Annotated in this window: 12 protein-coding genes; 4 read left to right on the forward strand and 8 right to left on the reverse strand. The window is 68.3% G+C overall.

Annotation, left to right across the window (positions count from 1 at the left end; genetic code table 11):
- Positions 1-153: 153 nt before the first annotated feature.
- The 4 genes from SJY11_RS20945 to SJY11_RS20960 are packed head-to-tail and all read left to right on the forward strand — an operon-like array spanning position 154 to position 1,497.
- Positions 154-342: a hypothetical protein gene (locus SJY11_RS20945; protein WP_376988667.1), complete on the forward strand. Its 189-nt coding sequence runs from the start codon at positions 154-156 to the stop codon at positions 340-342.
- A complete protein-coding gene (locus tag SJY11_RS20950; RefSeq protein ID WP_376988668.1) occupies positions 339-713 on the forward strand; it encodes a DUF2019 domain-containing protein in 375 nt (124 codons plus the stop codon). The genes SJY11_RS20945 and SJY11_RS20950 overlap by 4 nt, the downstream gene beginning before the upstream one ends.
- Positions 714-731: 18 nt before the next feature.
- Positions 732-1,106, forward strand: coding sequence for a DUF2019 domain-containing protein (locus SJY11_RS20955; protein WP_376988669.1), 375 nt, complete (start codon positions 732-734; stop codon positions 1,104-1,106).
- Positions 1,107-1,122: 16 nt separating this feature from the next.
- Positions 1,123-1,497 (forward strand): DUF2019 domain-containing protein, encoded by a 375-nt coding sequence (locus SJY11_RS20960; RefSeq protein ID WP_376988670.1) that lies wholly within the window; start codon positions 1,123-1,125, stop codon positions 1,495-1,497.
- Between the two features lie 9 nt (positions 1,498-1,506).
- Here SJY11_RS20960 and mutL read toward each other — a convergent pair whose 3' ends face one another.
- The 8 genes from mutL to SJY11_RS21000 all read right to left on the reverse strand — a co-directional run bounded on the left by mutL (position 1,507) and on the right by SJY11_RS21000 (position 12,498).
- Complete coding sequence (gene mutL / locus SJY11_RS20965; RefSeq protein WP_376988671.1) at positions 1,507-3,312, reverse strand: DNA mismatch repair endonuclease MutL; 1,806 nt, start codon at positions 3,310-3,312, stop codon at positions 1,507-1,509.
- A gap of 263 nt (positions 3,313-3,575) precedes the next feature.
- Complete coding sequence (locus SJY11_RS20970) at positions 3,576-4,871, reverse strand: M16 family metallopeptidase (protein WP_376988672.1); 1,296 nt, start codon at positions 4,869-4,871, stop codon at positions 3,576-3,578.
- 51 nt (positions 4,872-4,922) lie between these two features.
- Complete coding sequence (locus SJY11_RS20975; protein ID WP_376989385.1) at positions 4,923-6,230, reverse strand: M16 family metallopeptidase; 1,308 nt, start codon at positions 6,228-6,230, stop codon at positions 4,923-4,925.
- Between the two features lie 165 nt (positions 6,231-6,395).
- Entirely contained in the window at positions 6,396-7,040 is a 645-nt protein-coding gene (locus tag SJY11_RS20980) for a hypothetical protein (protein WP_376988673.1), read from the reverse strand.
- Between the two features lie 75 nt (positions 7,041-7,115).
- On the reverse strand, positions 7,116-7,598 hold the full coding sequence (lspA, locus tag SJY11_RS20985) for a signal peptidase II (protein WP_376988674.1): 483 nt from the start codon (positions 7,596-7,598) through the stop codon (positions 7,116-7,118).
- On the reverse strand, positions 7,595-10,609 hold the full coding sequence (ileS, locus tag SJY11_RS20990; RefSeq protein WP_376988675.1) for an isoleucine--tRNA ligase: 3,015 nt from the start codon (positions 10,607-10,609) through the stop codon (positions 7,595-7,597). Before ileS ends, lspA begins: the two co-directional genes overlap by 4 nt.
- A 364-nt stretch (positions 10,610-10,973) precedes the next feature.
- Positions 10,974-11,942 (reverse strand): bifunctional riboflavin kinase/FAD synthetase, encoded by a 969-nt coding sequence (locus tag SJY11_RS20995; protein ID WP_376988676.1) that lies wholly within the window; start codon positions 11,940-11,942, stop codon positions 10,974-10,976.
- Between the two features lie 112 nt (positions 11,943-12,054).
- Positions 12,055-12,498 (reverse strand): MaoC family dehydratase, encoded by a 444-nt coding sequence (locus SJY11_RS21000; RefSeq protein WP_326907966.1) that lies wholly within the window; start codon positions 12,496-12,498, stop codon positions 12,055-12,057.
- Between the last annotated feature and the right edge of the window lie 111 nt (positions 12,499-12,609).

Consider the following 12,609-nt stretch of genomic DNA (forward strand, 5'->3'; position numbering starts at 1 on the left):
CTGTACTCCGAATGGCCGTCGATCCGGTCCTATCAGGATCCGCCCCAATCACTGGCCGAACTCCAGCAGCAGGCGGGGCAACGGCGGCCGGGTTATGACGACCATCACATCGTCGAGCAAGGTGCGGGAGGGCGTGAAGGCTTTCCGCGCTCGATGCTCGACGGCCCCGACAACATTGTCAGCGTGCCCCGCTACAAGCATCATGAGATTACGGGCTGGTACACGAAGCCCAATCGAAACTACGGCATGCAGTCGCCGCGTGCCTATCTTCGAGGCCGCGACTGGGCTGAGCATGTCCGCGTCGGCCATGAGGCCATGCGTCAAGTCGGGGTGCTCAAATGAAGCGCAACGAGGATCTGAGCGTGTTGTCCAATGAGGAGATCGTCCAGCGCTTCGAGCAACTCTGCATCGAGCAGTACGACGCCATGGATCGCGAAGAACGGGGGCGCGTCAACCGCCTCATCTGGCGCATCCATGCCTTGGAAATGGAACTGAAATCGCGCCCAGGCGATCAACGTCGCCTTCTTCGGCGCTTCTTCGGCCACTCGAACATGCAGGTTCGGCTCTCAGCAGCTCACGCCAATCTCGCGATCGACTACCCGGCTGCCCGTCGCGAGATTCAGGATATCGCCAACTCCAAATGGGAAGCGCAATGTCTCGATGCCGGCATGACACTCATCAATCTGGACAATGGGATTTATCGGCCGAGTTGAGGTCAACCAGGAGGCCTGATGAAGCGCCACGAAGATCTGAGCGTGTTGTCCGACGAGGAGATCGTCAGGCGCTTCGAACAGCTCTGCATCGAGCAGTACGACGCCATGGATCGTGAAGAACGGGGACGCGTCAACCGCCTCGTCTGGCGCATCCACCATCTCGTCATGGAGTTGAAATCGCGCCCCGGTGATCAAAGGCGGCTGCTTCGGGGCTTCTTCGGCCACTCGAACATGCAGGTTCGGCTCTCAGCAGCACACGCCAATCTCGCGATCGACTACCCGGCTGCCCGTCGCGAGATTCAGGATATCGCCGACTCCAAATGGGGTCCGCAATGCGGAGACGCTGGCATGACCCTCATCAATCTGGACAACGGGGTCTATCGGCCGACCTGACCCGAAGGAGGACTCGATGAGGCGTGGCACGAGACTGAGTTGCTTACAGGACCGCGAACTCCTCGCCCGCTTCGAGAAGCTGTGCGTCGAACAGTACAACGCTCTCGATCGCCAGGAGTACGCGGCTTTCAACCGGCGATACGATCGAATCCAGGCGATCGAAGACGAGCTGAAGTCGCGTCCCGGCGATCAGCGCCGCATCCTCATGACGCTCTTCGGCCATCCCAACATGCAAGTGAGACTCACTGCGGCGCGGGCCAATCTCGCGGTCGACTATCCCGCCGCCCGCAGAGAGATCCAGGACATCGCCGCCTCAAAATGGGGGCCGCAATGCGGAGACGCAGGCATGACCCTCATCAATCTGGACAATGGGATCTATCGGCCGACCTGAGCCGCTCCGTCACCTTCTCCCGAACAACCGCTCGATATCGCTGAGCTTGAGTTCAACATAGGTCGGGCGGCCATGGTTGCACTGGCCCGAATTGGGCGTGATCTCCATTTCGCGCAGCAGCGCATCCATCTCCTCGGGGCGGAGCCGACGGCCGGCGCGGACGGAGTTGTGGCAGGCCATCGTCGCCAGGACATGGTCGAGCCGGCGTTCGAGCGAACCGGCGGTTCCATGCTCGGCCAGCGCGTCGGCGACGTCGCGGACGAGCTTCTGGAGGTTGCCGCCGGCGAGTTGCTGGGGTGCCTCGCGGACCAGAACAGCGCCCGGCCCGAAGGGCTCCAGCCTCAGGCCCAGCGTCGCCAGATCGTCCGAAGCCGCGTTCAGCCGGTCGGCGTCGACGGGGTCGAGCTCGACCACCTCGGGCAGGAGCAGAGGCTGCGTCGCGATGCCGCTGCGGGCGCGCTCGGCCTTGAGGCGCTCATAGACGAGGCGCTCATGGGCGGCGTGCTGGTCGACGATGACGATGCCCTCGCGCGTCTGGGCGACGATATAGGTCTCGTGGAGCTGGGCACGCGCCGCGCCGAGCGGCCGGTTGAGCCCATCCGGCGAAGCTTCAGCGAGATGCGCGCGGGCGTCGGCCGAGGAGGCTTCAAACCCCGCGAAACCCTGCTGCGGGCGGGCGTCGAAGCCGGTCGCGGGCGCGCCCCAGGCCGGGCTGTCGGGCAGGTGCGGACGCAGCGGGGATGCGACGTTGCCCGCGCCGGCGAAGACGGCGCGGAAGGCCTCCAGCGTGCGCGCGCCGCCGGTCGTGGTGGCGCGGTGGCCGGCCTGCGCCAGCGCCGCCTTCAGCGCGGAGACGACGAGGCCGCGGACCAGTTGCGGATCGCGGAAGCGGACCTCGCTCTTGGCCGGATGGACGTTGACATCGACGGCGCGCGGATCGCAGGCGACGTCGAGGAAGAGCACCGGGTGGCGGTCGGACGGCACGACATCGGCATAGGCGCCGCGCACCGCCGAGAGCAGCAGCTTGTCGCGCACCGGGCGGCCGTTGACGGCGAGGTGAACGCCGGCCGAGGTGCCGCGGTGGAAGGTCGGCAGACCAGCGAAGCCGGTGACGTGGACGCCTTCGCGCGCCGCATCGAGCCGCAGGGCGTTCTCGGGGAAGTCGCGCCCGAGCGCACGGCCGAGCCGGCGCAACTGCCCGTCCTCGCCCAGCGCTTCGGCCGGCCAGTCGAAGGGTGAGACATGCTCGCCCTCCAGCGAAAACCGGATCGCCGGATGGGCGATGGCGAGGCGGCGCAGCATCTCCGAGACGGCCTGCGCCTCGGCCCGGTCGCTCTTGAGGAATTTCAGCCGGGCCGGCGTGAAGGCAAAGAGATCGCTGACCTCGATGCGGGTGCCGGGCGCCGCCGCGACGGGCCGGACCACGCCCTTCTCGCCGGCCTCGACGACGAGGCCGACGCCCTGGGGGGCATCGTGGCGGCGGGTGGCGATGGCGAGCCGCGCGACCGAGCCGATCGAAGGCAGCGCCTCGCCGCGGAAGCCGAGCGACTGAATCGCAAAGAGATCGCCATCGGGGAGTTTCGAGGTGGCGTGGCGCTCGACGGCGAGCGCCAGATCCTCGGGCGTCATGCCGGCGCCGTCATCGACCACGCGGATGAGTTCGCGCCCGCCGGCCGCGATGGTCACCGCGATGGCGCGCGCGCCTGCGTCGATGGCGTTCTCGACGAGTTCCTTCACCGCCGCAGCCGGCCGCTCGATTACCTCGCCGGCGGCGATGCGGTCGACCAGGACGGGATCGAGGCGGCGGACGGGCATCAGGGTTCCGGGGCGGCGGGCGGCGCGGCGAATCGGGGGGCAGCGTTGCGGCAGGATAGTGGATGGGGACGAGTCGTGCCCAAATCGGATTCGCCAGCCCCAAATGAACGGGCGCAGGGAACCCCTCCCCCTTGTGGGGAGGGGCAGGGGTGGGGGTCGGGCCGCTCGGTGAGCGGTCACCAAGCGGAACCACCCCCATCCCCATACCCTTCCCCCACAAGGGGGAAGGGAGGAGCGCTACTGGGCCGGCCTCGTCTGCGAACTCAAACCAGCCCGACGGGCCGGCCCACCGCCTGGACCAGCAGGCGCGGGTCGCCGAAGAGGCGTTCCGCGACGCGCTTGACGTCGGCCAGCGTCACCGCGTCGAAGAGACGGTTGCGCTCGGCGAGGAACTCCGGCTCGAAGCCGTTGGTCGCCAGACCCAGCAGTTCGGAGGCGATCTTGGGCGAGGTGTCGAAGCGCAGCGGGTAGGAGCCGATGATGTAGCGCTTGGCCTCGGCGACCTCGTGCTCGCTCGGGCCCTCATTGGCGAGCTTGGCCATCTCCTCGCGGATCACGCTCATCGATTCGGCCGCGCGCTCGTTCTTGGTCGCGGTGCCGCCGACCAGCATGGCGCCCTGGCGCAGCGGAATCAGGCTGGAAGAGACGCCATAGGCGAGGCCGCGCTTCTCGCGCACCTCCATGAAGAGGCGCGAGGTGAAGGCGGAGCCGCCGAGGATGTGGTTGAGCACGCTGCCGGCGATGAAATCGGGATCGTGCCGCATCAGGCCGGGGCCGACGAAGCGCAGCACGGTCTGCGGCACGTCGAGATCGATCGTGTGGGTCTGGCCGAGGCCCTGGATCGGCAGGGCCTCGCCCGGCAGCGCGCGCGGCAGCCCTTCCGGCAAGGCGCCGAAGATCTGGTCGAGCCGGCTTTCGAGTTCGTCTGCGGTAATGTCGCCGACGACGACGACCTTCAGCCCGGCCCGGGCGAGCAGATCGCGCGACAGCCCCCTCAGGGAGGCGGCCTCCAGCCGCGAGACGCTGTCGACATCGCCCTTCTCCGGTCGGCCATAGGGGTGGCCGGGGAAGGCGGCAGCGTAGAGCGCGTTGCGGCAGAGGGTCTCAGGATTCTGGGCCTGGCGCTGCAGCCCGGAAATGACCTGGCCCTTCACCCGCGCGACCGCGTCTTGGTCGAAGCGCGGGGCGTTCAGCGCAAGCGCCAGCAGGTCGAAGGCGGTGTCGCGGTGGCTCGACAGCGTCTGGAGATGGCCGTGGAAGTCGTCGCGGCGCGCATCGAAGCCGAGGCTGATGGCGTGGTCGGCGAGCCGGCCCTGGAAGGCCTCGGCGTCGAGATCGCCCGCGCCTTCGTCGAGCAGGCCGGAGACGAGATAGGCGCTGCCGGCGGCATTCTCGGGATCGCGCGTCGCGCCGCCGTCGAAGGCGAAATCGACCGCGATCAGCGGCAGGCTGTGTTCCTCGACCAGCCAGGCCTCGACGCCGGCAGGCGAGCGGACCTTCCGGACCGGGACCGTGGGGCCGGCGAGGCTGGTGGCGGCTACTGGAATGGGAGCGTTCATGTCATGTCCTGGCTCGGGCCGGGCAGCGGCCCCGTGCGGAAGGAGGACGGATCAGGCGGAAGGCAGGAGCAGGCCGGTGACGCCGCGGTCGGGCCGCAGATAGCGGCGCGCAGCCTCCAGAACGGCCTCGCGCGGAACGGCCTCGATGCGCGCCGGCCAGGCCAGCACGTCCTCCACCGTCTCGCCGACGGCCAGCGACGCCCCGAAAATGCGGGCGAGCGAGGACTGGCTGTCGCGGGCGAAGATCGTCTCGGCGACGAGGCGGGTGCGGGCGCGGGCGAGTTCGAGTTCGCTCGGGCCGTCAGTGAGGAAATCCGCGAGGGCCGCGTCGAGCCCTGCCTCGAGCGCGATCATCTCGACGCCGGGGCGCGGGCTGACCGAGAGCTGGAAGGCGGCGCGGTCGACCATCGAACCCATGAAATAGGCGCTGGCGCCAGCAGCCAGATCGGCCTCGACGCAGAGGCGGCGATAGAGCCGCGAGGTGGTGCCGCCGCCGAGGATTTCGGCCAGCAGCTCGAGCGCGAAGACCTCGCCGGCATCGCCGCTGAGATAGGTCGGCGTCAGCCAGCCGCGCCGCAGCGAGGGCTGGCGCACACGCGGGTCGCTCAGCGAGACGCGTCGCGCCGCACGCGGATCAGGCTCGGCCGGGCGCTTGCGGACCGGGGCCTCGCCGCGGGCGGGAATGGCGCCATAGGTCTCTTCCGCAAGGCGGCGGACGGTGGCGGCGTCGGTGTCGCCGGCGACGACGAGGATCGCGTTCTCCGGCGTGTAGAAGCGCTGGTAATAGGCGAAGGCGTCGTCCCGGTTCAGGTCCTCGATCTCGTGCTCCCAGCCGATGATCGGAGTGCCGTAGGGATGATGCACGAAGAGCGCGGCCGAGAACTCCTCGCCGAGCTGGGCGGCGGGGTCGGCGTCGACGCGCATCTTGCGCTCTTCCAGCACGACGTCGCGCTCGGGGCCGACGACGCTCTCGTCGAAGGCCAGCCCGGTCATCCGGTCGGCCTCGTAGTCCATCATGGCGCGCAGATGCTCCTTCGGCACGCGCTGGAAATAGGCGGTGTAGTCGAAGGAGGTGAAGGCGTTCTCCTGGCCGCCGAGCCCGGCGACGATCTTGGAGAACTCTCCTGCCGGCCACTTCGCCGTGCCCTTGAACATCAAATGCTCGAGGAAATGGGCGATGCCGGACTTGCCGGCCGGATCGTCAGCCGAGCCGTTGCGGTACCAGACCATGTGGGTGACGACGGGCGCGCGCCGGTCCGGCACCACCACGACATCGAGGCCATTGGCCAGACGGAACGATTCCACCGGCTGGGCGGCCTTCATCGGCTGCGCGTGCATGTTCACCCGGGCCATCTCCATGATGCAGCGCGCATCGGCGCCGCGTGCAGCGGTCAACGCGGCGGCGCAGCCGTCAACCGGCGCACCGCCTCTTCCGGCACTTAGGCGCTGAAGGCGCGGAACGCCAGTGCGCAGGCGCAGCCCTGAAGCCGCAGCGTCGCGCGCTCACGGCTTCGGCATCGCGCCTCACTGCAACGGGATCTGGCCGGTGAGGAATTCGCGCTGGCCGACAGCCTGCCGATCCTCGACCGGGCCGCCCCGGCCCGGGCCGATCGGCGCCGTGCCGGCGGGCTTCCGATAGCCGACCGGCGGGTCAGAAAGCGTCCGCCGTGCCGGCTCCTGCCCATAGACGAGTTGGTCGGCCGTCTCCTGATTACGGCGAGCCGCCAGTTCGCGGCCGATCTGGATCGGCGCAATCTGGTTGTTGTAATTGTTCTGCTCTTCGGCAACGACCGGGCGCCCCGTGTCGCGCGAGGTCCGGCCACGACGCAACTCGGCCTGGCTCAATCCGGGGCTGCTGCCCAGATTGGGGTCCGAACGGAACGGAGAGCGCGCACCTTCCGCCTCGGCACGGCGGGCGGCGACATCGGGATCGTTGGGCCAGGCGGCATTGCGCGTGCTCGCCAGCGCCTGCGGGCGCGGCAGCGTCGAATTCGGAGGCACGACCAGCGGCGGGCGCTGGCGGTATTCGATGTCGTCGCCCGGACGGCCGCCGATGACGCCTTCCACCAGGTTCTTGAAGAGCATGCCTTGCTGGGCCAGCGCCGGCTGGGCCGCCAGGACGAGGCCTCCGGCCAGCAGCAGATGCGTCACGCGGATGCGATGCGCCATGTCAAACCTCCCTCGGGGGTATTGCTTCCCCGTCTCAAACCGCAGTCGAACGGCAAAACGATGGCGGGGCCGGGTTCAGGCCGCATTTTCTGCCGCCGGCCGGAAGGACTCATACAGCAGCCCGGCCACCCCGACAACGATGGCGGCATCGGCGACGTTGAAGATGTACCAGCTGAAGCTGCCCCAGTGCAGGTGGACGAAGTCCACGACTGCCCCATAGACCGCGCGGTCGAGCCCGTTGCCGAGCGCCCCGCCGACGATGAGGGCGAGGCTGGCGACGGTGAGTGCCCGCGGCTCGCGCCACATCCAGCGGCCGAGCCAGATCGCGGCGGCGATCGAGATGACGACGAGCCCCCATCGGCCGATGTCGCTGTGCTGCTGGAACAGCCCGTAGGAAATGCCGCGGTTCCAGGCGAGCACGATGTCCATGAAGGGCGTGACCGCGAAAGGCCCCGTTTCCGCCAGGCGCAGCCCGAAGAGCAGCCAGAGCTTCAGCGCCTGGTCGACCACGAAGACGACCAGGACGATGGCGAGACCGAGCCGGCGGGCGGGCGTCACGCCGCGCCCCGGCCCAGTTCGCGCAGCGCCTTGGCGTCACGCGGCGTCACGGCAGGATAGGCCGGATCGGCCGTGGCGGGGTCGAAATACCGCCAGGAGCGCGCGCATTTGACGCCGTCGGCGCGGTGCGGGACGACCGCGACGCCGGGAACGTCAGGCAGGCGGACGGCGTCCGTGGGCCCCTCCCCGCTCTCGACGCGGATGGCGGAGGTGATGCTGATCTCGGCGAGATCCGCCCCCGACAAGGCCGCAAGCAAATCCGGATCGGAGACGAAGACCTGCGGGGCGGCCTCCAGCGAGGAGCCGAGGCGCTTGGCCGCACGCTCCAGCTCGAGCGCGCCGGTGACGACGCGACGGACCTTGCGGATCTTGCTCCAGCGCTCGGCCAGTTCGGGATCGAGCCAGGCGGCCGGAGCCTGCGCGAAGAGCTCGAGATGGACCGAGCCGTCGAGCGTCTTCTGTTCCGGATAGCGCTCCAGCCAGGCTTCCTCGGCGGTGAAGACCAGGATCGGCGCGAGCCAGGTCGTCAGGCAGCGGAAGAGATGGTCGACGACGGTGAGCGCGCTCTTGCGGACATGGCTCGACAACGGATCGCAATAGAGCGCGTCCTTGCGCACGTCGAAATAGAAGGCCGAGAGCTCGGTGTTCATGAACTGCGACAGCAGCGTCACGACCTTCTTGTAGTCATAGGTGCGGTAGGCCTCCTCGACCTGCGGGCCGATCTCGGCCAGCCGGTGCAGCATCAGCCGCTCGAGCTCGGGCATGGTCTGCGGCTCGGAGACGCGGATGTCCTCGCTGAAATGAGCGAGCGTGCCGAGCATCCAGCGCTGGGTGTTGCGCAGCTTGCGGTAGGTCTCGACGAAGGTCTTGAGGATCTCCTTGCCGATGCGCAGATCGTCGGAATAGTCGGCGGCCGCGACCCAGAGGCGCAGGATATCGGCGCCCGAGTCCTTGATGATGTCCTGCGGGGCGGTGACGTTGCCCTTGGACTTCGACATCTTCTCGCCCTTCTCGTCGAGGCAGAAGCCGTGCGTCAGCACGATGTCGTAGGGCGCACGGCCGCGCGTGCCGCAGCTTTCCAGCAGCGAGGAGTGGAACCAGCCGCGATGCTGGTCCGAGCCTTCGAGATACATCACCCGGTCGTTGCCGCCGTCGCCGCGACGCCTCGCGCGCAGATCGGCGCGCTTCTCCAGCGTGAAGGCATGGGTTGAGCCTGAATCGAACCAGACGTCGAGCACGTCGGTGACGCGCTCATATTGGGCCGGGTCGTAGCCGAAGGGCTTCAGGAAGCGCGCGCCGTCCGTGTCGGTGAACCAGGCGTCCGCTCCTTCGGCCTCGAACGCCTCGGCGATGGCGGCGTTGACCTTCGCGTCGACGAGGATCTCCTTGGTTTCCTTTTCGACGAAGACCGTGATCGGTACGCCCCAGGCGCGCTGGCGCGAGACCACCCAGTCCGGGCGGTTGGCGATCATGCCGTTGATGCGGTTTTCACCCGCTGCGGGGACCCATTGCGTGTCCTTGATCGCACCGAGCGCGACCTCGCGCAGGGTGCGGTTGCCGAGCGTATCGACCGCCTTGTCCATCGCGATGAACCATTGCGGCGTGTTGCGGAAGATGACCGGCTTCTTCGAGCGCCAGCTATGCGGATACTGGTGCTTGAGCCGGCCGCGCGCGACGAGATTGCCCGAGGCCGCGAGCGCCTTGATGACGACCTCGTTGGCGTTGCCCTTCTCGCCGGTGTCGGTGATGACCTGCGCGCCCTCGAAGCCCGGCGCATCCTTGGTGAAGCGGCCATCGGCATCGACGGTGTAGGGGATGCGGGTGTCGATGCCGCGCTCGGCGAGTTGGCGGCCATTGCTCATCCAGACGTCGAAGTCCTCCCGGCCATGGCCGGGCGCGGTGTGGACGAAGCCGGTGCCGGCCTCGTCGGTGACATGATCGCCGTCGAGCAGGGGCACGTCGAAGTCGTAGCCGTGGCCGCGGAGGGGGTGGGCTGCGGTCAAGCCCGAAAGCTGCTCGCCCGGCACGTCCATGACGAGTTCGAAGGCCTCGGCCTTGGCTGCCTTAAAGGCGCTTTCGGCCAGGTTCTTGGCGAGGATGTAGGTCGCGCCGACCTTGGCCCAGTTGTTCTCGGGCGCGGCGGTGACGCGATAAAGGCCATAGGCGATCTTGTGGTTGAACGAAATCGCGCGGTTGCCAGGCATCGTCCAAGGGGTGGTCGTCCAGATGACAACCGCGGCCCCCATCAACACATCAAGCGCCGCTACAGCTGATTGTTCTGGGGCGGTTACGAATGGGCCGACGATCGGCGGCTTCTCTCGATCAAGCGGAAACGCCACGAACACCGTGTCGCTGACGTGCTCCTCGTATTCGACCTCGGCCTCGGCGAGCGCGGTCTTCTCGACGACCGACCACATCACCGGCTTGGAGCCGCGATAGAGCTGGCCGGTCTCGGCGAACTTCATGATCTCGCGGGCGATCTGCGCCTCGGCGGGATAGGCCATGGTCAAATAGGGATCGTCCCAGTCGCCCTCGACGCCGAGCCGCTTGAACTCCTCGCGCTGCACCGAGACCCAGTGCTCGGCGAAGCTGCGGCATTCCTTGCGGAACTCGACGACATCGACGTCGTCCTTGTTCAGGCCCTTGGCGCGGTATTGCTCCTCGATCTTCCACTCGATCGGCAGGCCGTGACAGTCCCAGCCCGGGACGTAGTTGGAATCGAAGCCCAGCATCTGCTGCGAGCGCGTGACGAGATCCTTCAGGACCTTGTTGAGCGCATGGCCGATATGGATGTTGCCGTTGGCGTAGGGCGGGCCGTCATGCAGGACGAAGCGGTCGCGGCCTTTGCCGGCCTCGCGCAGCTTGCGGTAGAGGTCCATCTTCGCCCAGCGGGCGAGCAATTCCGGCTCGCGCTGCGGCAGCCCGGCCCGCATCGGGAACTCGGTCTGGGGCAGGAACAGCGTCTGGGAGTAGTCGGTCGCGTCGGTCTTGTCGGCGGTCTTGTCGGTCATGGTCCGGCTCGGGCAAGGCGGGCTGGCCTGCCATCATCGTCTGGCGTGGCGCGCTCCGCTGGAAAACGGGAAGAAATGCGATGGTCACCCGGCCTGCGCGCACGCCCGCGCCTCTAGCGCAGGGCGGCAGCCGGGCCCGTAATTCGCCGGAGCGGGACGACGGGCCTATCGCGGAATATGCTCATGACCGGCTTCTAGATCAAAATGGTTGGCGCAGGAACCTCTTCGTCATCCTGGCCGAAGCGAAGCGGAGTGCCGGGATCCATCATCGGGCGCGACAGTGCCCTGCGATGGATCCCGGGCCGCCCTGCGGGCGCCCAGGATGACGGCGTGTTGGATGGTCGTTGCGCTCCGGCAAAGCCCCTTAGGGAAGGAAGGGCGGCGTCGCGGCGAGGATGTCGCGGGCTCGGGCGCTGTCGGCGTCCATCTGCGCGATCAGGGCCCGAAGCGAGTCGAACTTCGCCTCGCCGCGCAGCCAGGAGACGAAGGCGACATCGACCTGCTTGCCGTAGAGATCGCCGCTGAAATCAAAGACGAAGGTCTCCAGCCGCGGCGCGCCGTCGTCGAAGGTCGGCCGGCTGCCGAAGCTCGCGACGCCGTCATGCCAGATGCCGTCGATCTTCATCCTGACGGCATAGATGCCGTATCTCAGCCGGCAGTCGCGGGGCAGGTGCAGGTTGGTGGTCGGGTAACCGAGATCGCGGCCGCGCTTGTCGCCATGGGCGACGAGCCCGCGCACGAACCAGGGCCGGCCGAGGAAATCCGCGGCGCGGGCGACGTCGCCCTGCTCCAGCGCGGTGCGGATCAGGGTCGACGAGACGGGCTCGCCCCGCCAGGCGAAGGGCGGCACCACCACGACGGGGATGCCCTCGCCTTCGCAGCGCTCCTGCAGCATTTCGGGTGACCCGCGGCGGCCCCGACCGAAATGAAAATCATAGCCGCAGACGAGGCCGGCGGCGCCAAGTCGTCCGAGCAGGAGATCGTCGATGAAAGCCTCGGCCGCGATCGCGGCGATGTCGCGGTCGAAGGGCAGCACGAAGGTGAGCGGCAGGCCGAGCCCGCCCAGCAGATCCGTCTTGACGGTCGGCGAGGTCAGCCGGAAGACCGGCTCCTCGGGCTTGAAGACGCTGCGTGGATGGGGCTCGAAGGTCAGTGCAGCCGGCCGCCGTCCCAGTTGCTCAGAGAGATCCACCGCCTCGCGCGCCAATTCCGCATGGCCGCGATGGACGCCGTCGAAATTGCCCAGCGCCAGCACGGCACCGCGCAACGCCGCGGGAACAGGCTTGGCGAGGTCGATCACGAAACTGGCATGCGTGTCGGCGGAGGAGGTCATCGGCGGCGGGCGTCCCGTCGCCCGGGCACGATGCCGGGCGCGACCGTCATTGTGCAGACGCGGCGAGGCGTCAAGCCGACCGCGTCGATGCGCAGCCGCCGACCGGGCCGGCTCAGTCTCGCGGGCGGGCCGGCGGCAGGGCGACCCAGGCCTCGCCCTCGAGCACCGCCTTGCCGTCGACGAGGCATTCGCAGAACAGCCGCGCGCGGCGACGCTCCGCCACCAGTTCCATCACCTCGACGCGGGCCGTGACGACGTCGCCGATCTTGACGGGCGCCAGGAAGGTCAGCGTCTGCGACAGATAGACCGCGCCCGGTCCGGGCAGCCGCGTGCCGAGCAGGGCCGAGACCAGGCTCGCGGTGAGCATGCCATGGGCGATGCGCTGGCCGAACTTGGTGTTGGCGGCGTAGCGATCGCAGAGATGGATCGGGTTGGCGTCGCCCGAGAGATCGGCGAAGAGCGAGACGTCCCGCTCCATCACCGTGCGCATGAGGCTCTGGCTCATGCCGATGGTCAGATCCTCGAAGGCATGGACGGTGTAGAGGGCGCTGCTCATCGCTGGGGTGCCTCGGCTCCGGACGCGGCCGCGCGGGCCTGCGGAAGGGGGTCGAAAATGCTGCATCGAACCGTGTCACAGCAGCGGCAGCCCGGCCATAGGACTTTGGTG

Source organism: Allobosea sp. R86505 (assembly GCF_042466375.1).
Taxonomy (GTDB): domain Bacteria; phylum Pseudomonadota; class Alphaproteobacteria; order Rhizobiales; family Beijerinckiaceae; genus Allobosea.

Bases quoted from the DNA above. Each gene is read 5' to 3' on its own strand.
- mutL (WP_376988671.1), bottom strand. From the start codon at position 3,312: ATGCCCGTCCGCCGCCTCGATCCCGTCCTGGTCGACCGCATCGCCGCC.
- ileS (WP_376988675.1), bottom strand. From the start codon at position 10,609: ATGACCGACAAGACCGCCGACAAGACCGACGCGACCGACTACTCCCAG.
- SJY11_RS20960 (WP_376988670.1), top strand. From the start codon at position 1,123: ATGAGGCGTGGCACGAGACTGAGTTGCTTACAGGACCGCGAACTCCTC.
- SJY11_RS21000 (WP_326907966.1), bottom strand. From the start codon at position 12,498: ATGAGCAGCGCCCTCTACACCGTCCATGCCTTCGAGGATCTGACCATC.
- SJY11_RS20945 (WP_376988667.1), top strand. From the start codon at position 154: ATGCTCGACGGCCCCGACAACATTGTCAGCGTGCCCCGCTACAAGCAT.
- SJY11_RS20980 (WP_376988673.1), bottom strand. From the start codon at position 7,040: ATGGCGCATCGCATCCGCGTGACGCATCTGCTGCTGGCCGGAGGCCTC.
- SJY11_RS20970 (WP_376988672.1), bottom strand. From the start codon at position 4,871: ATGAACGCTCCCATTCCAGTAGCCGCCACCAGCCTCGCCGGCCCCACG.
- SJY11_RS20950 (WP_376988668.1), top strand. From the start codon at position 339: ATGAAGCGCAACGAGGATCTGAGCGTGTTGTCCAATGAGGAGATCGTC.
- SJY11_RS20975 (WP_376989385.1), bottom strand. From the start codon at position 6,230: ATGGAGATGGCCCGGGTGAACATGCACGCGCAGCCGATGAAGGCCGCC.
- SJY11_RS20995 (WP_376988676.1), bottom strand. From the start codon at position 11,942: ATGACCTCCTCCGCCGACACGCATGCCAGTTTCGTGATCGACCTCGCC.
- SJY11_RS20955 (WP_376988669.1), top strand. From the start codon at position 732: ATGAAGCGCCACGAAGATCTGAGCGTGTTGTCCGACGAGGAGATCGTC.